The organism is Acinetobacter larvae (genome assembly GCF_001704115.1).
Classification (GTDB): domain Bacteria; phylum Pseudomonadota; class Gammaproteobacteria; order Pseudomonadales; family Moraxellaceae; genus Acinetobacter; species Acinetobacter larvae.
In genome coordinates, this window is record NZ_CP016895.1 from 185,226 (window position 1) to 210,568 (window position 25,343).

The 25,343-nt window shown below is 43.7% G+C and carries 17 protein-coding genes; 14 read left to right on the top strand and 3 right to left on the bottom strand.

Annotated features, from left to right (window positions below; translation table 11 throughout):
* Nucleotides 1-48: 48 nt before the first annotated feature.
* The 6 genes from BFG52_RS00780 (at nt 49) to BFG52_RS00805 (ending at nt 11,216) form a co-directional block, all read left to right on the top strand.
* Nucleotides 49-3,006, top strand: coding sequence for a TonB-dependent receptor (locus BFG52_RS00780; protein ID WP_081408580.1), 2,958 nt, complete (start codon nt 49-51; stop codon nt 3,004-3,006).
* A 292-nt stretch (nt 3,007-3,298) separates the two neighbouring features.
* Nucleotides 3,299-4,303 carry a DUF6607 family protein gene (locus BFG52_RS00785; protein WP_067551294.1) on the top strand — a complete coding sequence of 335 codons (1,005 nt, stop codon included), beginning with the start codon at nt 3,299-3,301 and terminating at the stop codon, nt 4,301-4,303.
* 230 nt (nt 4,304-4,533) lie between these two features.
* Nucleotides 4,534-6,801, top strand: coding sequence for a TonB-dependent receptor domain-containing protein (locus BFG52_RS00790; RefSeq protein WP_067551296.1), 2,268 nt, complete (start codon nt 4,534-4,536; stop codon nt 6,799-6,801).
* Nucleotides 6,802-6,831: 30 nt separating this feature from the next.
* Nucleotides 6,832-7,641: a ChaN family lipoprotein gene (locus BFG52_RS00795; RefSeq protein ID WP_067551299.1), complete on the top strand. Its 810-nt coding sequence runs from the start codon at nt 6,832-6,834 to the stop codon at nt 7,639-7,641.
* Between the two features lie 204 nt (nt 7,642-7,845).
* Complete coding sequence (locus BFG52_RS00800) at nt 7,846-9,519, top strand: arylsulfatase (protein WP_067551301.1); 1,674 nt, start codon at nt 7,846-7,848, stop codon at nt 9,517-9,519.
* Between the two features lie 77 nt (nt 9,520-9,596).
* Entirely contained in the window at nt 9,597-11,216 is a 1,620-nt protein-coding gene (locus tag BFG52_RS00805) for an ABC transporter permease (protein ID WP_067551303.1), read from the top strand.
* Between the two features lie 117 nt (nt 11,217-11,333).
* Here BFG52_RS00805 and BFG52_RS00810 read toward each other — a convergent pair whose 3' ends face one another.
* A complete protein-coding gene (locus tag BFG52_RS00810; RefSeq protein ID WP_067551305.1) occupies nt 11,334-12,116 on the bottom strand; it encodes a Crp/Fnr family transcriptional regulator in 783 nt (260 codons plus the stop codon).
* Nucleotides 12,117-12,380: 264 nt separating this feature from the next.
* Between BFG52_RS00810 and BFG52_RS00815 the strand changes: the two genes are divergently transcribed.
* The 3 genes from BFG52_RS00815 (at nt 12,381) to BFG52_RS00825 (ending at nt 17,582) form a co-directional block, all read left to right on the top strand.
* Nucleotides 12,381-13,505 (top strand): ABC transporter substrate-binding protein, encoded by a 1,125-nt coding sequence (locus BFG52_RS00815; RefSeq protein ID WP_067551307.1) that lies wholly within the window; start codon nt 12,381-12,383, stop codon nt 13,503-13,505.
* Nucleotides 13,506-13,865: 360 nt separating this feature from the next.
* Nucleotides 13,866-16,220, top strand: a complete 2,355-nt coding sequence (locus tag BFG52_RS00820; protein WP_228703791.1) for a TonB-dependent siderophore receptor — start codon at nt 13,866-13,868, stop codon at nt 16,218-16,220.
* Between the two features lie 24 nt (nt 16,221-16,244).
* The gene (locus BFG52_RS00825) at nt 16,245-17,582 is read left to right on the top strand and encodes an aryl-sulfate sulfotransferase (RefSeq protein WP_067551309.1); all 1,338 of its coding nucleotides are present in this window, start codon (nt 16,245-16,247) and stop codon (nt 17,580-17,582) included.
* A 79-nt stretch (nt 17,583-17,661) separates the two neighbouring features.
* Here the strand turns inward: BFG52_RS00825 and BFG52_RS00830 are convergent, their stop codons facing one another.
* Both BFG52_RS00830 and BFG52_RS00835 read right to left on the bottom strand, forming a co-directional pair.
* A complete protein-coding gene (locus BFG52_RS00830; protein WP_067551312.1) occupies nt 17,662-18,282 on the bottom strand; it encodes a glutathione S-transferase family protein in 621 nt (206 codons plus the stop codon).
* A 300-nt stretch (nt 18,283-18,582) separates the two neighbouring features.
* Complete coding sequence (locus BFG52_RS00835; protein ID WP_067551315.1) at nt 18,583-19,737, bottom strand: porin; 1,155 nt, start codon at nt 19,735-19,737, stop codon at nt 18,583-18,585.
* A gap of 235 nt (nt 19,738-19,972) precedes the next feature.
* Here BFG52_RS00835 and BFG52_RS00840 point away from each other — a divergent pair, with 235 nt between their 5' ends.
* The 5 genes from BFG52_RS00840 to BFG52_RS00860 all read left to right on the top strand — a co-directional run bounded on the left by BFG52_RS00840 (nt 19,973) and on the right by BFG52_RS00860 (nt 25,337).
* Nucleotides 19,973-21,091 (top strand): MsnO8 family LLM class oxidoreductase, encoded by a 1,119-nt coding sequence (locus BFG52_RS00840; RefSeq protein ID WP_067551318.1) that lies wholly within the window; start codon nt 19,973-19,975, stop codon nt 21,089-21,091.
* 50 nt (nt 21,092-21,141) lie between these two features.
* Nucleotides 21,142-22,347 (top strand): amidohydrolase, encoded by a 1,206-nt coding sequence (locus BFG52_RS00845; RefSeq protein ID WP_067551321.1) that lies wholly within the window; start codon nt 21,142-21,144, stop codon nt 22,345-22,347.
* A gap of 112 nt (nt 22,348-22,459) precedes the next feature.
* Nucleotides 22,460-23,803 carry an LLM class flavin-dependent oxidoreductase gene (locus BFG52_RS00850; protein ID WP_067551324.1) on the top strand — a complete coding sequence of 448 codons (1,344 nt, stop codon included), beginning with the start codon at nt 22,460-22,462 and terminating at the stop codon, nt 23,801-23,803.
* The gene (locus BFG52_RS00855; protein WP_081408581.1) at nt 23,793-24,800 is read left to right on the top strand and encodes an ABC transporter substrate-binding protein; all 1,008 of its coding nucleotides are present in this window, start codon (nt 23,793-23,795) and stop codon (nt 24,798-24,800) included. The genes BFG52_RS00850 and BFG52_RS00855 overlap by 11 nt, the downstream gene beginning before the upstream one ends.
* Before the next feature lie 3 nt (nt 24,801-24,803).
* Complete coding sequence (locus BFG52_RS00860) at nt 24,804-25,337, top strand: GNAT family N-acetyltransferase (RefSeq protein WP_067551327.1); 534 nt, start codon at nt 24,804-24,806, stop codon at nt 25,335-25,337.
* Nucleotides 25,338-25,343: the final 6 nt, after the last annotated feature.

Below are 25,343 nucleotides of genomic sequence, written 5' to 3' on the forward strand. Positions count from 1 at the left end.
GTTTTTGATGTTGCGATTACATCAGTTTCAGCATAGGGTTTTTTAACCATGACACGATTTTTGGTAACACCGCTCTCCCTTGCCATACAACGTTCAATCGTATGTGGTATTTCAGGTGCTTTGTTTTATAGTGCGGCCGCACTGGTTCAGGCTGCACCAGCACAAACACTGCATTATCGTATTCCAGCCAGTAGTTTGGATCATGCATTGATTTTATTTAGTGCACAGTCTGAAATAGAGTTTGTATTTGATCCCAAAGGTATTAAGCATTTACAAAGTCAGGGTCTACAAGGTAGTTATAGTGTAGACGCTGGGCTTACTGCGTTATTGGCACCACATGGTTTAGAGGCGCAGCAAACCAGTCGTGGCTATATCTTGCGGACCACAGCGCCACAGCCGACCTCGACCACAGCATCAGCAACGCAACAACAGCAGGTTACTGCGCCACTTGGTGTCAATTTGCCAGTAGGGCAGACGGCTGTGGTGGCACAAATGAGTCCAATTATTTTAAATGCGCAAGCCACGGCTGCTGATGCTGTTTATAAAGCCAATGCCTCCAGTACCTATCTTTCTGCCGAAGCACTGAATCGTTTTAACCGTAGTTCTCCATCAGATATTTTAAAGGGTATTGCTGGGGTACAAACCGGTGATAGCCGTAATGGTGGTGCTCTGGATGTCAATATTCGTGGTATTCAAGGCATGGGGCGTGTGGCTGTAACGGTCGATGGTGCACAACAAGCCATTGAAAGTTATCGTGGTTATGCAGGAACTTCAAATCGGAGTTATATTCCAACCGAATTGATTAGTCATGTGACGATTGAAAAAGGTCCAAATACCCGTGCTGGCTCAGCAGGTGGGATTGCCGGAACTGTTGCCATGCAGACAATAGGGGTGAAAGATATTCTGCTGGAGGGGCAACAACAGGGGGCACGTCTTACGGGGAATCTATGGAGCAATAGTGTCGACCCACAAACAGCAGAGGGTGCGCATGATTATTCACCTCGGCATAGCAGTTCAGGCTTATCACAGTTAAAAGGACGCTCAGGTAGTATTGCCGTCGCAACGCAAAGTGAAAAATTTGATGTTGTAGCAGCCTATGCGACACAGCATCAGGGCAATTACTATGCTGGTAAACATGGCAGTAGTCGCTATGATGGTACGCCACAAATGCGTACCGTAGCAGATGTGTATAAAGCCGGTGAAGAAGTGCTGAATACTTCCAACCAGAGCGAGTCATTCTTGCTCAAAACCACCATTCGACCGACTGATACACAAAGTTTGGAATTGGGCTATCGTTATTTTGATGGCGAGTTTGGCGAGATTATGGGGTCGGCGTTATTCCGTGGCAATGGCAGCAGTATTCCACAGTGGCCAACTGGTAATATGCGCATCAATAGCTATACCGCCAAATATCAATACAACCCTGAAAATCCGCTGATCAATTTTAAACTCAATACTTGGTTTAGCGATGCGAAGAATCATCAGCTCAATGCCGGACCAACTGCACCCGCATCTCAAGCCTCTACGGTGAGTCCAGACTATAACTGGTCTAGACTGCGTAACTGGCGCTGGGGAACAGACTTTAGCAATGAGTTATTGTTCAAGCCCAAATGGGGCGATCTCATGTGGACTGTTGGAGGTTCGTTCTTGGTGGAGGATATTCGCCCGAATCATGTGGAGGTGACAGAAGAAGATCGTCTCAATAATCGGGTGCTCAGAGATGCCAAACGTTACGAAGCGAGTTTTTTATCGCAATTAAACTTTAAACCGACCGATAAAATCGAACTTTATGCAGGGGGGCGTTATACTTATTTCCGCAATGAAGACCGTAACCGCATGGCGCATCGTGAAACGATTTATAGTAATAAACCGCATAAACGCGTGCATTTAAGTTTACGGACAGCAACGGGTTGGACGCGTTATGGTTATGTCGAGTGGTATCCAACACAAAATGGTGAATATGTTGCTGCACAAAATCCAGGTGAATTGCTCCTCAGTGGCAATAGCAAGGATATTATGATCAATGCCTATGGGGGTCCGTATACGCTGGAAGAATTTGAAAAATTCTTGGGTGGGAAAGTCATCGGCTATGATGTTGATAAAAATGAACAGCCGGGTGTAATTGACCGCTATGAATATCACTATGATGATAAGTTAAAACAAAGTGGTGAAAGTTTTGCTCCATTCTTTGGTGCGAGTTATCAACTGACCGATTATGCACATGTCTATGCCAGCTATAAAGAAGCGATTCGGGTACCTGGTTTATTTGAAACCACAATGGGAACCATGGCTGGTTTAATTCCAACCGATCAAGCCCTTAAACCAGAACGTTCTCGAAATATTGAAGTGGGTATCAGTGCCTATAAAGATCAGCTCTTTAGCACAAATGATATGGCACGGCTCAAGGTCAATTATTTTAATACGGACATTAAAAACTATATTGCCCGCTACTTTAATGGTGAATACCTCAACATGTATAACAGTGATAGTTATCGTGTTTCTGGGATGGAACTACAGGCGATGTATGATGTGGGGCAGTATTTTGCCGATCTGGCGGTGACCAAGTACTTTAAAGCCAGAACCTGTGATGCAAAAATTGCCCAACGGATCCGTGAGCAGGGCTTGCCGGATACACCAGACTGTACCGAAGGTGGTTTTGATGGTTCTTATGTGAATACACAAAATCCACCTGATCACACGATTGCACTGACTTTAGGAAGTCGTTGGTTGGATAATAAATTGACTTTAGGTACTCGAATGACACAAACCAGTGGTCCAATTGCCAACCTTAACAAACGCTGGCAAGCACAAACCACAACCTTCCAAATTTACTATGAGCCTGTGCGTATCTTTGATGTATTTGCCAATTATCAGCTTAAAGAGAGTTTAGCAGTGAATTTCTCCATAGATAACCTGACAGATCGTTATTATTTAGATCCATTGGCGCAGAGTTATATGCCGGCACCTGGTCGAAGTTATCGTCTTGGCGCAAGCTTTAAGTTCTAAGTTCTAAGTTCTAAGTTCTAAGTTCTAAGTTCTAAGTTCTAAGTTTAGGTTTGCTTGCTCATTGCATGGGTTGCACATTGGGTTAAGTCGATTTGATCAGAACGAGGACTCGGTTGAGGGACACGGTTGAGCAGAGGCGCAGCCGTGTTTCATGTGAAACGGTGAGTCAAAAAATAAGCAACTGCACTGTAGAATGTCTTAAAGATATGCATAAACATAAAACAATATCTATACAAATAATGTTCAAATTGTAATAATAAGGATTCTCATTATCCTCTTAATTCATTAAATCATGCATAAAGTTACGTCCCTTACTGTATTGCTCGCCTCTTTTTTAACTTTAAGTGGTTTGTCTCACGCTGAAAATGTGAAAACTCCTGTAACAACGCAAAATCAAGTTATTGCTGTGACGAATACCTTGTCTCAAGCAGAGGCACATGCAGCTATTTTAAAAATGGCTGGTAAGTTTAATGTCACTTTTGAATTTGAGGAATTGTATAGTCCCGATGCTGACTATACCGTGAAAGATAAAACCCTAACCAAAGCTCAGGATATTGTATTTCCAATAGAAATTTCTGAAAACAAAATCTCTTTACAACATGTGTTGTTGATTCCAAATGGTACTGTCGTCAAGCATTGGCGTCAGGACTGGGAATATCAGCCCACACAAGCATGGCGTTATATTGGGCATTATCAATGGGAAAAAGTGCAGTATGATGCACAACAAGTCAAAGGTAAGTGGTTACAAACAGTATGGAATTCAGATGATTCCCCTCGTTATGCCGCACTGGGTGAATGGAGTAATACAACGGGAATGCTGGCTTGGGCATCAGATTTGACCGATAAGCCTTTGCCACGTCGTGAATATAGCAAACGTGATGACTATGATTTAATGAAATCGATTAATCGCCATGTCATTACCCCTCAAGGTTGGGTACAAGAAGAAGAAAACTGGAAATATCAGACCGCGCAACAGCAGAGTGTGGTACGTGAAGTGGGTATAAACCGCTATACCCAAGATGCTGCCATTGATGATCATGCTGTCACGCAATATTGGCAAGCCAATCAAGCCTATTGGGCACAAGTACGCAAATTATGGAATCAGGCTTTAAGCAATAATTTCACCATTGCACTACGTTCACCTGAAGTCAAAGATGTAGAACCGCGTAAGCCGCACTATATTGCCTTCTTAGATCAAGCAGAAGCGCTACAAGGCAAAAAACTCAGTGACCAACAACGTTATCAGCAAGCCAAACAACTGCTGAACAGCGAATTAATTCGCGGTGAAGTACGTTAATTCTTTAATTTTTATGTCGTTAATTTTTATGTCGTTATTTTAAGAACTTAGATTTAGCAACGCTTAGCTCAGTCAGTTTTAAACCTGACTCCAGCGTAGCTGGCTGAGTAGAACGCCGTGTCGTAAATCCGGTTTTAGCGTTTTAAATTTTATTTTATATCTTCCATTTGAGTGTAAGCATCGGCGCTTTGAGCCGATGCCATCTACACACACGTCTAGGTTATTTCATTATGCAAAAAGCAAGCCCACTTTCTGGCTTATTGCTTTGTGTCGCCAGCACCTCAGCTGCGGTGCACGCAGCAGAGCAACTCAGCAATGCTCAAGCTGAACAGCAAGAAGAAGTCACTCAAACTCAATCTACGCAGAACAATACAGATCCGGTTAAACCGGTCAAATTGTCGACCATTCATTTGAAAGCCAAAGATGCATTTGATCAAGCTGGTGCTGCGAGTCAGCGTGGAGCAGATGAGTTTGGTCGTGATCTCAATAGCGTATTACGTGATATGCCGGGTAGTTTTACTCAGCATGATATTGGTCAAGGCGGCATCGCGGTCAATCTTCGTGGTCTAGAAGGATTGGGACGCGTCAATACCACCATCGATGGGGTAAGCCAAACGTTTTATCAATCGACACCGCATGGCTGGAATGGGAATACCACGTATATTGATGAAAATTTTGTGGCGGGTGTAGATATTGAAAAAGGCAGTGTATCCGGTGCAGCAGGTGCCAATGCGTTGGCGGGGAGTGTCAATTTTAGAACCATTAATGCGGATGATTTGATCAAGGAGGGTCAGCATTATGGTGCACGGATTGTGTTGCGTAGTGGTGATAATGGCTATGGTGAAAATGGTATGCTCGCCACAGCAATGCGTCATCGTTTTGCCAATGACGCCAATGTCGCCGCCACGCTTGCTTTTAGCGCTAAAAATAAATATGGCTATAAAAATGGCGCTGGTGAGAAAGTGGCGGGTGATAAGTTTTCTGAAGGGCTGGCACAAGATGCAGGGTCGCAAGCGCGCTCATTGCTCAGTAAAGTTGAGTTTAGCCCCAATGCCTATCATCACTTTTTATTGAGTTATATCACCAACGATAGTGAGATCTCAAATAACCATACCCCATTGCAAATCGATACCCAAATGGGGTTATTTGAATATAAATATAATCCTTTGTCTGATTGGGTTAATTTTAAATTTAGTAGTTCTTATAATGTGGCTGAACAAGAATATATCGATGATGGCAGCCATAGTAGTCAAAATGCCGGACGTAAAACCAAGAACCCGGCGTTGACTTTTAATGTGGAAAATACCTCAAGTTTCGAGTTTGGTCCCAGCAATTTAGACCTACATTATGGTGCCAAGTTGCTACGTAACCGTTATCAGAGTAGTAAACCACAAGAATATAACGATACCGAGTATAGTGGTATTGTTGAGGGGCAGCAAAATATTCAAAGTTATTTTATAGATGCAGCCTTAGACCTCGGACGCTTCAGTGTACAGACAGGTTTAAGAAAAGAAAACTATGAAATTAAAGGTTATCTGCCACCTGTTGATGTCGAAACTGAAGTGATTTTCCCCAAAGGTGGCGATGTCGATTTTAGCCGTAAAGAATCGCATTTTAATCCACACATTCGTTTGGCTTATCGTTTTAGCGATTGGTTGCAATTGTATGGCAGCTATGCCTTGACCAGTCGTAGCCCCAATGTCAATGAAGTGATGTATGCCAGTAACCCAGGCGCGCCGTTTTCGATTAACCCTTTCTTAAAAGGTGAAGAATCTGAAAACCGCGATGTGGGGATTAATATTATCCAATCAGGTATTTTTCGCGAGGATGATATTTTTAAAGCCAAGTTGAATTATTTTAATAACCGCGTCAAAAATTATATTGTTGAGGACAACTTCTATCTTTGTATGGAGGATACGGTTTTTCAATGTGATTTCAACGAAATGATGCAAAATGATAGCTACTATGAATCTGTGCGGATATATCACAATGTCGCAGATACCACCAAAATGGATGGTTATGAACTGGAAATGTCCTATCAAACGGGTCTAGGCTATGCGCGTTTGAGTTATAGTAAAACCAAAACTGATTTTCCAATCAACTATTTAGCCGATATGGGCTTCTCACATTTAAACAATTTGCCATCATCTTATTGGGGCTTAGAGTTGGGAAGCTATTGGTTTGATCATCGTCTCTTGGCGGGATTAAAGCTCAGCTATACCGGACAAGATACCGTGGCGGATGGGGTAGATACTGACTTAGATGCTCAGCTCACCACCCAGATTAAGGCATCACCGATCTTGGCCAATGTATTTTTGAAATATCAATTTAATCCACATACCCAGTTATTCTTTGATGTCGAGAATGTGACCAACCGCGTGTACAACTATCCAGCCAGCGGTGGCACCATTGGAACTGGGAATACCAGTAATACTTGGGCCAACCAAGGTACTGGACGTGGACGGACCCTGTCTGCTGGGATCACTGTTAATTTCTAAACTATCATCATATTTTTGCCGAGGGTCGAGATGCAACACGGGTTAAAAAGAAGTGCTTATAGGGTCTGTGCCATCGTTGCTTTATGTCTGCACAGTGTACAAAGTTTTTCCGCGCATATTTATGATCGGGAACAGCAAAAAAATATTAGTCAGGTTGAATTGGTGGCTGCCCTCAGCCAAGCCGATATTGTTTTAATCGGTGAAAAACATGATGATTCTGCACATCATCAGGCTGAGTATCGGTTGCTGGCAGACAGTGCCACCGCACGTCAACACGGCTCAGTCTTGTTGGAGATGTTGACACCATCGCAACAGAAACAAGTCGATACAGTGCAAAGGTGGTTGGCCAAAGGCGGCAAATCTGGGCAACGTAATCTCGCCCAAAAACTAGGTTGGAATGAGGCTTGGCCTTGGGCGCGTTATCAGCAGGTGATGAATTTAATCATGTACCAAAAACCAGCTGTACTGGCTGCCAACCCGAATCGTGAAGATGTACAGGCCGCAGGAGCATTTATGCCTAGTGCAGCGTTGGCACAATCAATAGAAGTGCGTCAGGCTTTGGGACAAATCATGGGCGTTGGTCCGCAGCATGCTTTGGTGGGTAAGCAACAGTTTAAAGATGACTTTATGGCGAAAACTCTGCTTGCCGCACCCAAACCGGCATGGTTGATTGCAGGTTCGATTCACACGTCAAAACTGTTGGGTGTGCCGTTATATTTGGCTGACCAGCCGCAAGCGGGTCAAGTGAAAGTAGTGGTTTTGACTGAAGAAGGTACCGAGATTGACGCGGCACATGCCGACTATATTTGGTTCTTGGACGCACTTACACCAGCCGAATGATGCACTCATATCTGCTAAATAAGATAAGGCTGGCGTGTAAAGCATGTGTTGACGTTGTGTTGAGCTGGTGCGGACTGGCTCAGCAGCTTATGAGGAGATAGAGATAAGTTTATCGATTTTAGATCGATACATAGTCTCTTCTGACACTGAAAGTGGCTGTTGATTTTGCGAGGATAGCTCAAAATAACATTGAGCAGCAGAACGATGAGCATTTCAGCACCGCAACGCCCGAATATTTTATTGATTGTCGCCGATGACTTAGGTTTTTCAGATCTGGGTGCCTTTGGTGGAGAAATTGCAACTCCTCACCTAGATCAACTGGCAACGCAGGGTCTACGCCTAACCGATTTCCATACCGCATCGGCTTGTTCACCGACACGTTCGATGTTGCTGTCTGGAACAGATCATCACTTGGTGGGGCTGGGCACCATGGCTGAAAAAGTTGCCCCGGAACATGTGGGACAGCCTGGCTATGAAGGCTATTTAAATCATAAAGTTGCGGCATTGCCGGCACTGTTACAAGATGCTGGTTATTATACCGTGATGTCGGGTAAATGGCATTTGGGACTCACCCCAGAGCATTTCCCGAGTCAGAAAGGTTTTCAGCGTTCTTTTGCACTATTGCCCGGTGCTGCCAATCATTATTTATTTGAAGCAGATATTCCCGCAGAGAAAATCCCGCGTATTTTAAAATCGACGCGAGGCTTATACAGTGAAGATGATCATTTTGCAGAAGAATTGCCAGCAGGCTTTTATTCTTCAGATTATTTCACCGACCGATTACTCGAATTTTTGGCAGATAATCAGGCGCGAGGAGATCGTCCATTTTTTGCCTATTTACCTTTTTCTGCGCCGCATTGGCCATTGCAAGCCCCCAAAGAAGATGTCGACAAATACCGTGGTCGCTATGATGCTGGACCCAATGCTTTACGTTTAGAGCGTTTAGAGCGTTTAAAAGCCTTGGGCTTGGTTGAAGCAGATGCCACGGTACACCCAGTCTTGGCACGCACGCCTTTTTGGCAACAGCTCTCTGAGGAAGAACGACAACGTTCGGCACGGACCATGGAAGTCTATGCCGCCATGGTCGATCGCATGGATCAAAATGTCGGGCGGGTCATCGACTATTTGCGTGAACAACAACAGTTAGAGCATACCCTAATTATTTTCCTTTCGGATAATGGCGCAGAAGGCGCACAGTTAGAGGCATTGCCTGCTTTTGGTCCCAATTTAAGTCAGGTCATTGCGGATTATTATGATAATTCACTGGATAATATTGGTCGTGCGAATTCTTATGTTTGGTATGGTGAACATTGGGCACAAGCTGCCACTGCACCGTCGCGTTTATATAAAGCGCATACCAGTGAAGGAGGGATTCGCACCGTCTCTTTTATACATTATCCAGCCTTGGCGCGGCAGCAGCAGATTAGTCATGAATTTTTGACTGTTATGGATTTATTACCCACGATTTTAGATTTAATCGGTGTTGAACATCCGGGTACAAGTTACCAAGGACGTGAGCTGGCACCGTTACGCGGGCGTTCTATTTTGCCTTATTTGCAGCAACAACAAGATTATATTCACAGTGCTGAGCATATTACCGGATGGGAGTTATTTGGCCAAAAAGCATTGCGCCAAGGAGATTGGAAGGCTCTCTTTATTCCGGCACCGAATGGTCCAAACCGTTGGCAACTCTTTCATTTAGCCAGTGATCAAGGCGAAGTCGAAGATTTGGCAGAACGATATCCTGAAAAACTACAAGAGCTGTTGGCGCATTGGGCGGTCTATGTGCAGGAAAATGGCGTGGTGGAAAGTGCTGAAGCGCGTAATCCCCTGATTAATAACCAATACCAACCCTTAGTGGCGAATGCCGAGACTTAAGCTACTGCGCTGACTACATTGCCAGCGCGATATGGCTATTTAAACTTCTTTCCATGCCCCATGCCCTGTGAGTTGATATGACAACATTGCATCGCAAGGCACTTGAAAACAGTGCCCAGCCCAAACCGTTATTGCGACAGATAAAGCATTACAACGCGCTTTTGAGTCGACTTGTCACGCCACTGCTGTTGCCTCTGGTGATCTTTATTTTATGGTGGTGTGCCGCCAATTTACATTGGATGCCGAGTCAAATTTTACCCAGCCCGCAACAGACTTTTCACAGTGCGTGGCAGTTATTACAAGCAGATTTACTCTGGCATGTGGGCTTGAGCTTGGAGCGTTTATTACTCGGAATGATCTCGGGTGTATTGGCTGGGCTAGTGATTGGGATGGCTTTAGGGCGAATACACTGGTTAGATAAATTGGTTTCACCCATTTTTTATGCACTGGCCTTGATTCCAACCTTGGCTTGGCTGCCTATTTTGATGATGTGGTTGGGGATTGAAAATAGCCTTAAAGTTTTTTTGATCTTTAAAGCAAGCTTGATTCCAATTGTGATCCATTGTCATAGTGCGGTAAGGGATATTCCGCCATCGTTGCAGGAAATGGCACAGGTCTTACAACTTTCCCCCTATCAACGCTTTCGTAAATTACTTTTACCCGCCATATTGCCTGCTTTTATGACTGGGCTGCGCTTAGCGGTTGCTGCATCGTGGACGACCTTGATTGCAGTTGAATTGCTTGCTTCCTCGGATGGTATTGGCTATTTGATGGTCAATAGTCGGCAACTGTTTCAGCTCGATGTGGTATTTGTCTGTATTGCAGCGATTGCTCTCATCGGTGTGTTATTGGATGCGTTATTTTATCGCTTAGAACAAAAAGTTGTGTATTGGCCTCCCGCAGCCTTAAGTATCTGGCACAACAAATCTGCAAGGACTGTCTGGTCCGATTATGCACTGAAGCTGATCGTGCCATTGCTCTTGCTGGTGCTGTGGCGTGTCGGCAGTCATCTATACTGGTTTGATGCACAGCTATTACCAGCACCTGAACAGGTACTGCATTGTTTATGGCAAGAGCTGACAGAGGGCTCACTTTTACATGCCTTACACCATAGTCTTTACCGTGCTGTGGTTGGTTTCTTGGTGGGTGGGGTTTTGGGTATTGCAGCGGGCTTATGGTTAGGACTCAATCAGCAGTTGGAGCCGTTTGTTGCCCCGAGCCTCAATGTACTGCGTTTGATTGCCATTTTTGCTTGGATTCCCTTAATTACAGCTTGGTTCGGTCTGGGGGATCAAGCCAAGTTGGTCTTTGTATCCTTGGCAACTTTTTTCCCTTTTTATATTGCGACATGGCGTGGGGTACAAGGGCTGTCGCAACAGCTATTTGATGTGACAGCTATTTTGCAGCTAAATTATTGGCAACGATTAATATATTTGGTTTTACCTTCAATTAGCCCGGCTGTTTTTGCTGGTTTGAGGATTGCATTGCTATATGCATGGATGGCATCTTTTGGGGTTGAATATCTGATGGGATCAGGGATCGGCGTGGGTACCTATATGATGTCTGCACAACAACATTTTGAAATGGACAAAGTCATTGCGGCAACGGTATTGGTGGCGATTTTAGGTGCATTCTTGGCGTGGACTGGGACTAAGCTTGAGATATATGCATCATCGTGGCGTAATCATCAAAGTTAAGCCCCGATCTGGTCATGCTTGTCATACTGTAGCTCTTTACAAGCTCAGGTTTTTCCACCGCAGGGAAAAATGCTCTGCTTGAAAGATCATAACACTGGGTTTGCACGTCATTTCAGGTTAAATAAACTCTGTTGTGGCAACAGGGTTGGCATGTTCACTTAATTGTTTTAAGCCAGCATAGTCTAGTATTCGGATGCGGTTATATTTTACCTCGACCAAGCCTTGTTGCACCAAGTAGGCAAATTCTTTATTTATTTTCTGTCGTGTACTTTGTAAAAGCTCAGCAAAATTGGCCTGGTTTAATTTAATATCATCACGATAAAAATGATAATGAATCAAAAATAAGATCTCTTTGACTAAGCGAGTACGCAAAGATAGGGTTGAGGCAAAGACAGCATTGGCACGTTGTAGCTGTGTGCGGACACAGATGATATTGAATAGCGCATATTGCGCGCGGGCATTGTGCTGTAAAATCTCTCTCATCATATCCCCCGCGAGGTTGGCAACGATGGTGCTGCCTTGGGCGATATATTCATGCATCAGGGGTTGCTGGGTAATCACCGGCACGATATTAATCATGGTACCCGAAGGAATAAAGCTATCGGTATGATATTGAGCATTTGGCACATGCCAACCGAGTTTGAGTGTGCCATCAATAATAATCATTACTTCATTACTGGGCTGATTTTGATGGTAAATCACCTGATGATGTACATAGCGTTTAATTTTTAAATGATTTAACAATAAAGCATGTTCACTGGCGCTTAAGTGCTGTAGAAAATTATAATTTTGTAGGATCTTGAGTGCGCGTTGAATGTAGTCCGCTGTTGAGCAATTATTTTTGGGCAGACGCAGAATTTCAGCCTGATAAAGAGAAATTGGGTTCGCTGAATTTAACATAGAGAAAGACCCATAAAAGTGAAGAACTTTGCAATATATCGTGCTGTGGCAGCATGCTCAAACAGTTAATCTCGCTATGATTAGTTAAAAAAATGATATGCATTATGCGCATAAAAGAATCATATAAAACGCTATCCTTAGTCTGATTTACACTAGATCAGCGATGCTGGCGCATAGACAATCTTTCTAGACCGAGCTTTGTAGATCAAGCTTTTCGGATCAAGCAATTGATATTTATGTTTTCGATGCCCTAATGGAATGATTATGCTCAGCACAAAAAAGCCAACCCATTATTGGACCTTTGCAGTATTTAGCCTGTTACTGCTTTTATTTTTGATTTTTAAACCACAAGCACAACAGGGCACCGAGACGCATCAGCGCGCTACAAGCGCATCGCCCAACAGTACAAAAATTGTGATTGCGGTTCCCGATTTGAGTGCGGGTAAAAATAGCAGTAGTGCCAATATTGTCGTGGACTATTTATATACCCATAAAATACTAGAACAAGAATTTGCCAAAGATCATATTCAGGTTGAATGGAAATTTTTTAAGGGGGCTGGACCTGCGATTAATGAGGCTTTGGCTAATAAACAGTTAGACTTTGCTTTTTTGGGTGATTTAGCTGCCATTATTGGCAAGGCCAATGGTTTAGATACCAGACTCATTGCGGCGATGGGGCGTGGTACTGATGTGTATTTGGGGGTTTTGAAGGGGCATAATTATCAGAGCTTAGAACAATTAAAAGGCAAACGCATTGCTGTATGGCAAGGCACTGCTTTTCAGCTGTCTTTTGCACAGTTTATCGAAAGTCAGGGCTATAAGCGTTCAGATTTCCGCATTGTCAATCTAGATATTCCAGCCACGAATGCCGCCTTGGCATCCAAGCAAATCGATGCGGGTTGGGGCATTATTCCGATGCTGGCGCTACAAAAACAAGGTTTGATCGATATTCCTTTTAGCACACGCGATACGCAGGATGGTCGTGGTGCTATTTTGTCGGGCTTGGTCGCTCGGAACGATTTTCTACAGCAAAATCCGGCACTGAGTCAACGTCTGGTCAATGCGGTGCTCAAAGCCTATGCTTGGACTGCTGATGAAAAAAATCGTCAGGTTGCCATCCAGCTAGTGACAAAAAATGCTAATTATCCCAATGATTTATATCAACGCTATTTGGAAGGCATTGCATTGGGGCAGATTTATCAACCGCGTTTGGATGCCGCATATCTGCAACAGTTGCAACGCAGTGTCGATGCTGCGGCGGCAGCGCAGCTGATCCATCAACCTTTTCAGGTCAGCCAGTGGGCAGATACGAGCTGGGTGGAGCGCGCTTGGACTGAGTTAAGTGCGGAGCAGCAAATTGCCGCAGTTAAAACCGGCGTACAGCAGTAACTATTGATGTAGGTTTTTGCTTACAAGGATTCAAGAAAATTGCCAATAGGCAGACTTGAACGAAAGACTTAATATGGCTACATACAGCGCAGGATGCACTGGATAATAAAAACAATAGATCAAATAACATGGATGCAAAGGTACGACAAGGAGTCTTGCCAGAGTAACAAATACCAGAAAGCCCCGACAGGATGTCGGGGCTTTTTTAATATGCCATTCAAAAGCATAATTTTTTCATCAATAGCTAGTGCATTATTCTGATATTCAAAGATGAATTCCTCATGACAACAGTCATGTCGTGAACAGTATTGGCCATTTGAGTTGATTAGCATAAATCCCTAACAAATGGGGGATGCTGATATGATTGATCGACAGCGCTTTACACCTTATCGAATGGATGTGAAGCAATCTTTTAAACAATTCAATTTTAAACAATTCAATTTTAAACAACTCAACTTTAAAAAGCCGAATTTTAAAAAACCGAAGTTAAAAAAACCGAGCCTCAAGCCATTGAATCTCAGACGACTCAATCCTTTATCTCGTAGCATTGGATTGATTTGCTTGGGGATCTCCGTCGCCAGCACTGGTTATGCTGAGCAAGCTGCGTCGCAGACAAGCGCTACAAGTCCAGTTTTAGAACAAGATGTTATTGAATTACCCACCATTGTGGCGACTGCGCAAAAGAAAGCTGTTGTTGCTGCAGGGACTTTGGGTGCCCGGAGTGCGCGCGAAACACCTTTTTCAATTCAACAAATTGATAGCAAGCAAATTGAAGAACAGCAAGCGAAATCATTAGGACAGTTATTTGCCAATGAAGCGGGTGTTGCTGCGCAAGGAAACAGTTATGCCATCAATTCACATGCATTATCGGTGCGTGGTTTAAGCCTAGATTTTGTCAATGGCTATAAAATTGATGGTCATCCTTTTCAGATGGCCAGTGTTGAGTTGCCATTAGAATTATTTCAAGAAGTACAATTATTGAAGGGGGCGACAGGGTTTTTATATGGGATTGGCTCACCTGGGGGGACGCTCAATTACATCACGAAAAAACCCACAGATGACACGCAAAGCGCGCTGTCTATTGGCTATCGCTCGGACAGTATAGTGACTGTCCATGCCGATACTGGCGGCCGTCTAGGTTCGGATGAACGTTATGGCTATCGTTTTAATGTGGTCAATGAAAAGGGTCAAACTTTTAATGGTACAGATCTAGAGCGACAAGCCATATCTGCCGCATTTGATGCACAAATCACACCAAACCTAGTCTGGCGTGCCAATGGTTTATATCAACAGCGTGATTTAAAAGGCGGAATTAGTAGCTATAGTGTCGCGGGAGCGGGTGCCTATGCTTATCAAGGCGATGCGCTACCGAAGGCGATCAGTGGTGCTAAGAATCTCACAGCATATGATCAATCCTATTATGACTCTGACTTATGGGCATTATCGACGGGTTTAAACTGGCAAATTAATGATCTTTGGCGGCTTGATGCGAGTTATGCGCATACTTTTAAGCGTATAGAATCACGTGATGAGACGCTACATCTAGTGAATGAACAGGGTGATTATCATCTGGCATTACGGCAGTTTTATCGACCAACTTTGCAATATGATTCTTGGCAATTACGTTTAGAAGGTGAATGGCAAACAGGCTGGCTAAAACACAAGATTGTCACGGGGCTAGAACGGCAAACGCAAAGCCGTGATTTAAATATTGGTGATCCCAATATTGATCCAGACCTCAATACGGGCGGTCAAAATCATGTCTATCCAGCTGGAGGGGTTTTGCCCAGTGGCAATATTTATGCGGGGAGCTTAGCACTGCATTATGACGGTGATTCACCACGAGAGTATTTTAGAATTTCTGACTGGGAAACGCGCTCTGTTTATTTTAGTGATACTTTGAGTATTCATGAGCAGTGGTCTTTATTGCTGGGCTTACGTAAGTTTGATTATGAAAATAAAAATTATTTTGTTTCAGGCAAACTGCGTAATCATTATCGTGAAAAGCCATTATCACCCACTGCAGCATTATTATTTTATCCCAATAAAAATACCACCTTATATGCCAGTTATGTTGAGGCATTGGATGATGGTGGTTATGTGGGCAGTACCTATGCCAATGCTTATGCACAGTTAAGCCCGCTAGAAAGTAAACAATATGAGTTAGGACTAAAAGCGGAATATCAAAATTGGGCTTTAACGTCTGCACTTTTCCGGATTGAAAAGGGCATGGGCTATGCCAATGCTGAGAATTATTATATTGCCGATGGTCAAGTAACATATGACGGTTTTGAGCTGGCTGGGCATTATCAGCCGACACCGAGTTTACGACTCAATGCCAGTGCAACCTTTTTAGATGCAGAATATAAAGAAGCAGAAGCACAACTCATTGGGAATAGACCTGCGGCAGTGGCACGTATTCAAGCCAATTTGGGTGCTGAACAAAAGATTGAAGCGATTCCGGGTTTAAAACTGCATGGCAATGTGCAGTATATCGGCAGTCAATATATTGATGCTGCCAATCGTCTTAAAGTGCCGACCTTCGAGGTGGTGAATATCGGACTGAGTTACCGAGTACCCTTAGGAGAGCAGCAACTGACTTACCGTGCTGAGATTAATAATTTATTCGACAAAAAATACTGGTTGGCATCGAGTAATGCACTCAGTGTTGCTGCACCACGTACCTTGAGTCTCAATATTAAATACGATTTTTAAAGAATTTTGCAGGATATTAGATTGATGAAAAAGTATATTTTTGCCTTGGGGCTGGGATTATGGTTGAGCAATGCCGTACACAGTGCACCATCGGTATATCCTACAGGGGTAACGATTTATCAGCCAGAAAAAGCTTGGAAGCATTATACGGTCTTTAGTGCAGCCGACCAGAAAAGTTATTTAATTGATATGAATGGTCAAGTGGTAAAACAGTGGCCGTATAAAGGATTCCCGACAGAGGTGATTAATCCCGCCGTGAATAAGGGCGCTTTAGGGCATATCTTTGTACAGCTCAAAGAACGCCCAGATAAAGACCCACATGCCTATGGTAATGGGGTCAATAACCACAGCGTGGCTGAACTAGATTGGCAGGGCAAGGTGCTATGGCAATGGTCCGGTCCAGATGCGGCAAGCCACGCCCACCAACATCATGAGATTGAGCGTTTAAATAATGGCAATACCTTATTGTTGGCTAATAAAATCCATGCCATTGCAGGTTTTAAATTGCCGCAATTGGTTGATGATGTGATTTATGAGGTGGATGCAACGGGTCAAGTGCTGTGGCAATGGCTGGCGTCAGAACATTTAGCTGAGTTGGGTTTTAGTCCAGAACAACTAAAATTGGTTCAACAAACCGATTTAGCCGATTATTTACATTTGAATAATGCGCGAAGCTTGGGCGAAAATCCGTGGTATGACGCTGGTGATCAGCGCTTCCATCCCGATAATATTATTATCGATTCACGCCAGGCCAATTTTATCGCCATTATTGATAAAAAAACCAAGCAAATCGTTTGGCGTATCGGACCGAATTATCCCTCTGCTGAATTAAAAAATCCTTTTGCTGATAAATCTCAGTTGCCACGCGCAGTAGATCAGCTCAGTGGTTTGCATGATGCAAAAATGATTGGCAAAGGTTTACCGGGGGCTGGCAATATCTTGGTCTTTGATAATCAAGGTGGTTCAGGTTATCCCGCGGTGTCCTATCAAGTAGCCACGGGGGCTTCTCGTGTGGTGGAGATTAATCCACAGAGCAAACAAATTGTGTGGGAATATCGCCCTGGCACTTCATTCTTTAGTGCCTTTACCAGTTTGGCTCGTCGTTTGCCGAATGGAAATACCAGCATTACCGAGGGGCAAACAGGACGGATATTCCAAATCACGCCACAGGGTGAAATCGTTTGGGAATATGTCAGCCCATTTTTTGCTGAGGCGAAAGCAGGGCGACCCGCCAGTAATGGTCTATATCGTGCGACCCCTGTAGCTTATCAGTGGGTTCCCGTCGCACCCCCACAAACAGACCAAGCCGTTCGACCGCCTCAACTTGCTGATTTTAAAGTTGCCATCGCAACGGAACCCTAAGGCCTGACAGTCATGCGGGCGATTGAGAGTGATTACTGATAACTGCCAGATTGAATTTGTAGTGACTGTCAGATTGAACTTACAGTACTGTCGCGATTTTGAGAAAATAAGGGCGTGCTCTAATTTTCTCAATCCAAGCTTTTAAATGGGGCTGCGGATGTTGACGTGGGATATCAAAATTAAACCAGTGATGCACCGCCAGTCCCAATGGAATGTCGGCGATACCAAATTGCTGACCAGAGAGATACGTTTGTTTGCTCAAGATGCCATCCAGAATATCAAACAATTTTTCCAGTTCTACGCTCGCCTGTGCGATGGCCGCTAGATCACGTTGTTCGGCGGGTAAACGTACCAAGTGCCGAAAAAGAATAGAAAAGACAGGGAAGATGGTGGTGAGATACCAGTCTAGCCATTTTTCAGCCTGAAAACGCTGCTGTGGGTTGGCAATCCACACGCTATCTTGACCATAGACCTCGGTAAGATAACGTAAAATTGTATGCGATTCCCAGAGAACTGTCTCGTGGTCTTGTAGTACGGGAATGAGCCCATTGGGATTGCGGGCTAGAAATTCGGGTTGATCGATTAAACCATAGTGCTGACCAGCATAAATATGTTCAAAGTCGAGTTCTAACTCCGCAGCAAGCCATAAAATTTTGTGTACATTGAGTGAATTGGGACGCCCCCAAAGGACAATAGCCATAGATAATCCTGTTCGATAAATTTAAAAGTTGCTGTACAGCATAAGCATTTATGCTGTTGAAAGCTTAAGTTTAAATAGAAGATATCTTGATTAACTTATCTGCATATTTTTTATAAACTTTTATTTAATAGGCATAGTTTAATTGATTAATTTTTTTAGGATCTTGATCTGTGTCTTGTAGATTAATTTATTTTAGTTTTGATTATGGCGTACTGTTTAAAGGAGTAGTGCAATATTTAAATTTAAAATATAAATTTTTGCATAAAATGTCGAGTAGCCCTATGCTCGACATGTCTTAAATTAAAATTCATAACGTAAACGAAATAAATTCATATCGGGGGTGTTGAAAGAATCCTTGGTTTTAAAATGCTCAATATCAAAGCCAAAACCATATTTAAAACGAATCGCGAGCCCTAAACCATAATCTTGTCGATAAAACTGACGACCAGTACGATAAGCAAAACGATCTCCCATGATGTAGGGACGAATAAATTGTATACCTGCTTGCTGGATCGGTATTTTGTATCCTAGATAATATTCCAGACCATAAGACTGAGTGTTTAAAAATTCAGCCGGATCAAAATGCTGTTGTTGATCTAAGCGATTACTGGGGTGAACATTATGATACCAGCCCACGCCAAGCCCAAGCATCCACGGATCTTTTAAATAAAAAATTGAGCTGCCAATAATATTTTGATGATATTGCACATGTTGTGCTGTTGGGTGTGCATAGAGCTCAGCTTTATTATGTTGCCATGCCACTGCCCATGATAAGGTCGGGGTGATCTTAAGGTCTGTGGCCAAGGCTAAGCCATAATCTCTTTTGTATTCAATTTCTTGATTTGTATTTGTTTGATCTTTAAAGAGATAGGCTGCGTATACGGTCAAGGGTGCAATTTCTTTTTCATAGCGTAAAGTTTTGCGTGATACAGCTGACCCATCATAATAACTGTGACTACTCCATGTGGCGGGTTGAGCCAAGGGGGCGTAATCCCAAAGATCGGTTTTGCTGCCGACAACATCATAATAAATACTAGAGAGCTTTCCATATTTGAGTGTGCCATAGTCTTTATGTGCCACGCCAAAATAAGCCTGCACTGTATCTAGAGAATGATCTTGCGTGCTGTAATGTCCTTGCCAGTCGAGAATCTTGGCAGGGTTGATATAGGTTTCATATTCTGCCAATACACCGATATTCGGTGTGGCTTGATAATGTGCATCGAGGTAGATCCGACTCGCAGCGCTATAACCATTGCGTTGATATTTTTGCGTTGCATTGGCAGCATTATAATGCTCAAAATTGAGTGCCTGTAATCTTAAACTGCCTGATGTGGTCAGTTGAAAATGGTCTCCTGTTTTTAAAATATCATCTTGTTGCATTAAACTGATCTCAGCTTGACTGGGTAAGGCATGAATAAATAAATATAATGATAATATCTGTAATATAAATCGCATTTTAGTTTTGTTGATCCTATTTTGAGGTTATTGGATCATAATGGGGTGATTTTAAATTTATAAATAAGTTAAATAACAATATAAATCCAGATTGGCTATATCTTTAAATTGACTTTAAACATATTTAAATAGAATATTTTTTGTGTTTTTTTAGATAACTTAGCCATTATTTAATATTTATAAAATTAAAAATAAAGCGGTACAACTGAGTGCAAGATTATAACCGAGTCTGGTCATGACGTTAAAATTAAGTTTTTTAGATAAATGCCCAATTGAAAAAGGATTAACAGCAGAACAAGCACTGCACAATGCAGCAGAGATTGCACAGAAAGTAGAAAGTCTGGGGTTTTACCGTTATTGGGTTGCAGAACATCATCATAGTTCACAATACGCTAGCCCATCACCAGAATTAATGATTGCTTGGCTGATCCAACAGACCGAGCAGATTCGATTAGGCTCTGGTGGTGTCATGTTGCAGCATTATAGCCCCTATAAAGTGGCTGAAAATTTTAATGTATTGTCAGCATTGGCGGCTGGGCGTATCGACCTCGGCATTGGTAAAGCACCAGGTGGATTACCACAATCGACCCAAGCCCTACAACAGGGTCTGGATCAAGTCAAAAAAGGCGATTTTAAACAACAGTTGCTCCAAGTTCAGCAGTACATCCAAGCGCCAGCGGTTCAAGAGCCAACCGTTCAAAAACAAGTCGTTCAAGAGCAGGTCGTTCAGAAGCAAGTCGTTCAAGAGCCAACCATTCAAAAACCAGCTATTCAAGCGCAACAGTTAGCAGCTGAATCCGCACTTGCGGCGACACCTTTAGCACAACAGCCAGCCGAGCTTTTTTTACTGGGTGCGAGTGTTGAAAGCGCTGTTTTGGCAGCAGAATTGGGGTGGAATTTCGTCTTCGCAGCGCACTTAAATGCCAATCAACAGCAGCTACATGATGCATTACAAGCCTTTCGCCAACGCCGTGCGCAACATCGTCACCCACAACACAATAAAGCCATTATCGCAGTACAAATGATTGTGGCTGAAAATCAGCAGTTGGCCGAGCATTGGGCGGAAAAGTTAGCAGTCTGGAGCTTACATCTGGCCAATGGGCAGCGGGTAAAGCTACTCAGTGAGCAGATGGGCTATGCATTTGCACAGCAAGCACAATCAGAGATTATTTCTTTACAACCAGAAGCTCTCAACATTGTGAAAGGCTCAGCTTTGGCCGTGCAACAACAATTAGTCGCTTTGGCAGAACAATATGCAGTCGATGAATTGATGGTGGAAATTCCTTTAACCCAACATGCACAGCGCTTACAGATGCTTGAAGACTTGGTCGCTGTCACACGCTTGGCGGCATAAATTGACCTGACAAATTTGTAGTATCAGACGGATATATTTAAGGATAAAAAATGACAAGTCATAGGACCAACATCGATTTACAGCAACAGCTTTTAGTATGGCGTCGTGAATTACACCAATTCCCAGAATTATCAGGGCAAGAACATCAGACCACTGCACGTTTACAAGATTGGTTAGCACAATTTGGCATAAGCAGCCAGCAGTATGGTCTCACAACCGGCTTGGTGGTCGATATTGGTCAAGGTCAGCCAGTAGTGGCATTGCGTGCTGACCTTGATGCTTTACCGATTCAAGAACAGAGTTCGCATGACCATACGTCGACGGTTGCAGGCGTGATGCATGCCTGTGGGCATGATCTGCATACCGCTGTGATCTTGGGTGCGGCTATTTTATTGAAGCAGCAAGAACACAATTTGTCAGGGCGGGTCAGAATTATTTTTCAACCTGCAGAAGAGAATTATAGCGGTGCTTATGCGGTGTTAGCCCAAGGTATTTTGACCGATGTCGATGTAATTTTTGGCATGCACAATGAGCCCAATTTAGCATTGGGACATTTTGCAACACGGCAAGGCGCTTTTTATGCCAATGTCGATAAATTTAATGTGTTGGTGAAAGGCAAGGGGGCTCATGCTGGGCGTCCGCATGAAGGACAAGATGCAATTTATATTGCCAGCCAATTGGTAGTGGCCTTACAAGCGATTAGCAGTCGTCGTATCGATACCTTAGAAACTTGTGTTGTCAGCGTGACCCAGATTCATGCGGGCAATACTTGGAATGTATTACCGGCAACAGTCAGTTTGGAGGGGACTGCCAGAACCCACAGTAAAGCAACGCGGCAGTTGGTAGAACAGCACTTTAAACAAATCGCAGCAGGCATCGCCAGTGCCTATGGCGTAGAGATCGAAATTGATTGGCAGCATGGTCCTGCGGCAGTTATCAATCATCCGCATTGGGCTGATTTTGCCACAACGCTGGCGGAACAACAGGGCTATCAGGTACAGCAAGCCGATTTACATTTGGGCGGTGAAGATTTTGCAGCCTATTTAGAGCAGATCCCCGGTGCCTTTGTCAGTATTGGCAGTGCCAGCAGCTATGGTTTACATCATCCCGAATTTCATGGCAATGAGGCATTGATTTATCCCGCAGCACAATATTTTGCCGCCTTAGCACAGGCAGCCTTATGGGAACTACACAGCAACAGCGGTGCGCCAGAACAACATCTATCCAAACATCATCTAAGCCCAAACATTATATAAACGGTCAGCACAAAACGTAGAGCAAGCCGGTATAGCAAAAATATAACGCAAGCGTTCAGAGCAGAGGTTGAGCCGAAGCATGTAAAAGAACGCAATATAGGAGTTACGCATTATGTCAGCACAAAAGACGATACACCTCGGGACCATTTTACAGGGCGCCGGTGGAAATATGGCCTCATGGCGCCATCCAGATGCGGTTGCAGATGCCAGTATTAATCTTGATTTTGTTAAGAAACTGGCGATTCAAGCCGAACAGGCCAAATTTGATTTTGTCTTTATTGCCGATGGTTTATATATCAATGATAAGTCTATTCCACATTTTTTAAATCGCTTTGAGCCCTTGACCTTGTTGTCAGCGTTGGCGAGTGTGACTCAGCATATTGGTTTGGTTGGTACGGTATCGACCTCTTATAGTGAGCCCTTTACCGTGGCACGGCAATTTGCCAGTTTAGACCATCTGAGTGCTGGTCGTGCTGGTTGGAATGTGGTGACAACGCCCTTAGAGGGAACGGCAAAAAATTTTTCCAAAGCACAACATCCAGAACATGCTTTACGTTATCAGATTGCCGATGAGTATTTAGATGTGGTCAAAGGGCTTTGGGATTCATGGGAACAAGGCGCATTTGTACGTAACAAAGCGACAGGACAGTTTTTTGATGCCAGCAAATTACATACTCTAAATTTTCACGGTAAGTTTTTTGATGTTGCAGGACCGCTCAATATAGAAAGAACACCGCAACATCGTCCCATTGTGTTTCAAGCCGGTGCATCGGATAGTGGCAAGACGCTGGCGGCAAAACATGCCGATGCAATTTTTACCCATCAAAACTCCTTGGCTGAAGCGCAGGCTTTCTATGCGGATGTCAAACAACGCTTGGCACAGTATGGGCGTAAAGCCGATGAACTATTGGTCTTTCAAGGTATTCCTGTTTTGATTGGCGAGGACGATGCCGATATTGCTGCACAATACCAGCAAACCGCAGCTTTGGTCTCGATAGACGATGCTCTAAATTATCTGGGGCGTTATTTTGAACATTATGATTTTAGTCAACATGCATTGGATGAACCTTTTCCCGACTTAGGGGATTTGGGTGAAAATAGTTTTCGAAGTACCACGCAGGAGATTAAAAAATTAGCCAAAGAAAATGCTTATAGCTTAAGAGAAGTGGCGCTCAGGGTTGCAACACCTTTACCGCAATTTAAGGGAACAGCAGAACAGGTCGCGACACAATTGATTGATTGGGTTGATCAGAGTGCAGCAGATGGTTTTATTATTCAGGCATTGACCCCCCATACACTGAGCACTTTTATCGCGCAAGTGCTACCGATTTTGCAACAACGTGGTCGTTTTCGTAGCGACTATGAGGGCAGTACGCTACGGGAAAGTTTCCATTTGGCAGCACCGGAAAATCGTTTTGTATCTGCGGCGCAACAGGAGCTAGAGCATGCAGTTTAATCATTCTTTATACGCGGCGCTATTGAGCAGTCTGGTTTTGAGTGCATGCAGTTCATCATCCGATCCGCAGGTGCAACAGCGCGAGCAAGTGACACAGCAAAGCGCCAGCACAGCTTCTAGCACGACAGCACCGGTCTCCGTGACTGAACAAATATTATTGCAAAATAGCACGCCAATTCATGTGGCAACCAATGCGGCGGCGATTGCAAAAATTCCGAAGGACTACCAATTTGTGCATGCTGGTTATTTTACGGTTGCTGTGCAAACCTTAAATGTTCCGCCTTTGTCTGCCGTGGCTGCAGATCATCAAACCTATATTGGGACAGAAGTGGACACAGCACGCTTGATTGCAGACAGTTTGGGACTAAAGTTAAAAGTCATTCCAAGCTCTTGGGAAGATTGGCCATTGGGCGTGAGTTCTGGCAAATATGATGCTGCTTTAATCAATATAACCGTCACCAAAGAACGCAAGCAGAAGTTTGATTTTGCGACTTATCGTAAAGATATGATTGGTTTTTTCTCGGCAAGCACAAGCTCAATCACAAAGATTGAGACCTCAGATGATGTCGCAGGGCTCAACGTTATCGTCGGTGCAGGCACCAATCAAGAAAAGATTTTATTGGCGTGGATTGAAGAAAATAAACAAAAAGGTCTAAAACCTGCAACACCGATTTATTTGCAAGATATTGCCGCAGCAACCTTGGCTTTGCAGTCAGGTCGGGCAGACAGCTTTTTATTACCCAATTCAACTGGTTCTTGGATTGTAAAAGGTCATCCTCAGGACTTTAAACGGGTTGGGTATATCGAAGGCGGGTGGCCAAAGACCGCAGATATTGCGGTGACACTCAAAAAAGATACGGGCTTGGTTTATGCCGTACAGGAAGCTTTAAATGGTGTGATTGCCAGTGGTGCATTTAATCAGGTCTTGACGCGTTGGGGTGTTGCTGAAGAAGCGGTAAAACAGTCTGAAATCAATCCGCTGGGTTTTGGAGATTAAGTCATGCAGAGCCTATGTGAAAACTTTCAGGATATTCCCGTCAACGCGCAGCGGGTAAAACCATACCTCGATGGTTTATTTGATGAATATTTTGCGATATATGGAGATTTTTTCCAACAACGTGGTTGTGCCGAGCAATATGCCGAAAAGTCAGCACTTGATAAAGCAGAACCTGCAAGCTGGTATACCCCTCCGGATGGTTTATTTATTACCTTGCAGCGTAATCAGGAGATTATCGCGATGGGGGCTTATAAGCGTTTTGACCATGCAACAGCGGAGTTAAAACGGATTTGGACACGGCATGATTTAAGACAACAAGGACTGGCACAAAAAATAGTCTTGGAATTAGAACGCCGTGCCAAATTGGCGGGTTATCAGCAGGTTTATCTGACGACAGGCTTTAAACAAACGGCAGCGGTTAAATTATATCTCAGCTTGGGTTATAGCCCACAGTTTGAGTTGAATACGCAGTTTGATTTTGAGGCATTGGTTGATTCTCCCTTACAAGGCTCGCTGCCTTTTAGAAAAAAACTATAGGGGAGC

Bases quoted from the DNA above. Each gene is read 5' to 3' on its own strand.
- BFG52_RS00825 (WP_067551309.1), top strand. From the start codon at position 16,245: ATGAAAAAGTATATTTTTGCCTTGGGGCTGGGATTATGGTTGAGCAAT.
- BFG52_RS00815 (WP_067551307.1), top strand. From the start codon at position 12,381: ATGCTCAGCACAAAAAAGCCAACCCATTATTGGACCTTTGCAGTATTT.
- BFG52_RS00790 (WP_067551296.1), top strand. From the start codon at position 4,534: ATGCAAAAAGCAAGCCCACTTTCTGGCTTATTGCTTTGTGTCGCCAGC.
- BFG52_RS00840 (WP_067551318.1), top strand. From the start codon at position 19,973: ATGACGTTAAAATTAAGTTTTTTAGATAAATGCCCAATTGAAAAAGGA.
- BFG52_RS00810 (WP_067551305.1), bottom strand. From the start codon at position 12,116: ATGTTAAATTCAGCGAACCCAATTTCTCTTTATCAGGCTGAAATTCTG.
- BFG52_RS00835 (WP_067551315.1), bottom strand. From the start codon at position 19,737: ATGCGATTTATATTACAGATATTATCATTATATTTATTTATTCATGCC.
- BFG52_RS00785 (WP_067551294.1), top strand. From the start codon at position 3,299: ATGCATAAAGTTACGTCCCTTACTGTATTGCTCGCCTCTTTTTTAACT.
- BFG52_RS00820 (WP_228703791.1), top strand. From the start codon at position 13,866: ATGATTGATCGACAGCGCTTTACACCTTATCGAATGGATGTGAAGCAA.
- BFG52_RS00800 (WP_067551301.1), top strand. From the start codon at position 7,846: ATGAGCATTTCAGCACCGCAACGCCCGAATATTTTATTGATTGTCGCC.
- BFG52_RS00805 (WP_067551303.1), top strand. From the start codon at position 9,597: ATGACAACATTGCATCGCAAGGCACTTGAAAACAGTGCCCAGCCCAAA.
- BFG52_RS00855 (WP_081408581.1), top strand. From the start codon at position 23,793: ATGCAGTTTAATCATTCTTTATACGCGGCGCTATTGAGCAGTCTGGTT.
- BFG52_RS00795 (WP_067551299.1), top strand. From the start codon at position 6,832: ATGCAACACGGGTTAAAAAGAAGTGCTTATAGGGTCTGTGCCATCGTT.
- BFG52_RS00860 (WP_067551327.1), top strand. From the start codon at position 24,804: ATGCAGAGCCTATGTGAAAACTTTCAGGATATTCCCGTCAACGCGCAG.
- BFG52_RS00780 (WP_081408580.1), top strand. From the start codon at position 49: ATGACACGATTTTTGGTAACACCGCTCTCCCTTGCCATACAACGTTCA.
- BFG52_RS00850 (WP_067551324.1), top strand. From the start codon at position 22,460: ATGTCAGCACAAAAGACGATACACCTCGGGACCATTTTACAGGGCGCC.
- BFG52_RS00845 (WP_067551321.1), top strand. From the start codon at position 21,142: ATGACAAGTCATAGGACCAACATCGATTTACAGCAACAGCTTTTAGTA.
- BFG52_RS00830 (WP_067551312.1), bottom strand. From the start codon at position 18,282: ATGGCTATTGTCCTTTGGGGGCGTCCCAATTCACTCAATGTACACAAA.